1 protein-coding gene and 1 pseudogene are annotated in these 1,320 nt (G+C 68.8%); one reads left to right on the top strand and one right to left on the bottom strand.

Annotated features, from left to right (window positions below; translation table 11 throughout):
- On the bottom strand, positions 1–455 hold a 455-nt coding region (locus ACM2XV_RS15360), incomplete at its 3' end, for a DivIVA domain-containing protein (protein ID WP_487027578.1).
- Positions 456–657: 202 nt separating this feature from the next.
- On the opposite strand from ACM2XV_RS15360, the pseudogene ACM2XV_RS15355 reads away from it, so the two are divergent.
- Positions 658–1,320 (top strand): annotated as a pseudogene (locus ACM2XV_RS15355) (hypothetical protein); the annotation flags it as partial.

The raw sequence follows: 1,320 nt of genomic DNA, 5'->3' as shown, positions 1-1,320 counted from the left end.
TGCTCGGCGTCTCGCTTCGCGTCGGCGATGATCGAGTTCGCCTCGATCTGCGCGTCCTGCAGGGCGGACGCCGCCTGCGCGCGGCCCTCGGTGACGACGCGCTCGGCCTGCTCCTTGGCGGCCTCGCGGATCTGCTCGGTCTCGCGGGCGACCTGCGCGCGCAGCTTCTCGGCGTCGATGTCGGCCTGCGCGATCATGCGCGTCGACTGCTCCTCGGCGACGCGCAGGGTGTTCTCGAGCTTGGTGCCGAGACCCGAGAAGGTGGGGCTGCCCACCTCTTCGATCTCGGCGTTCAGCTCATCGATGCGGCCGTTGAGGCGCTTGATCTCCTTCGCGGCATCCGAGGCCTGCGTGTTCGCCTTGATCAGCTCGCGGCGCAGCTCCTGAAGCGCCTTGTCGACCTCGTCCTTGTCATAGCCGCGGAAGACCTGGGTGAACTCTGACTCTTCGGGCACGTGGCTCTCCGGGGGATCGAGGGGCTGCTGGAGTGGGCCGGCGCGACATCGCGCCGTACCCCAGAAATGCTACAAGCCCCACGAGGCGCGCCGAACGCCGTATTCAGGGTTCGTCCCGGGTCTGTCCAGGCGCATCGAATAACCTGAAGGGACTTTTGGCAGCCGGTCAATACCCGTGCGGCCGGCCAGGAAGGATCTATTCGTGCGTTTCGTCATTGCCATCGCGGCGTTCCTCATTGCCGCGATCATGATCGGCGTTGGGATCGCCCAGCGTACGATCTGGGCACCCGCCGCAAGCGTGACCGCCACGGCAGACGTCCGCTCGGGCGCGCCGTACATCGTCATCTCGGGGGCGACGCTCAACGCGAACGAAGGGCAGCAGACGCTGCACGTCGCGGGGGCGACCTCGCCGTTCGTCGCGTATGGCCGCACGGCCGACGTCCTCGCCTGGGTCGGCGACGAGCCGTACGCGCGCGTCAGCTACCAGCCCGGGACCAAGTCGCTGAAGACGACGCTCGTGCGCGCAGGTGAGAAGGCCGACACGGGCGGGGCATCGGATGCCACGTCAACGCCGACTCCGACTCCGACGAAGAGCACCCCCGCCGCGGGCGCCGACGCGCCGGCATCCGATCTTCGCCGGTCGCTCGACCCCAAGGCGCCGAGCCCCGCGAACAGCGACCTCTGGCTCGAGCAGTTCACCGGGGCGAAGGCGGCGACGACGACGATGAACGTTCCCGACAACGTCAGCGTGATCATCGCGACCGATGGCGCGCACGCCGCGCCAGAATCCGTCTCGCTCACCTGGCCGATGGACACCCGCACGCCATGGGCGGGGCCGCTCATCGTGCTCGGCGGCCTCATCGCG

It is taken from the genome of Gryllotalpicola sp. CP2-P1, assembly GCF_057512245.1.
This window is presented reverse-complemented; position numbering and strand designations above follow the sequence as displayed.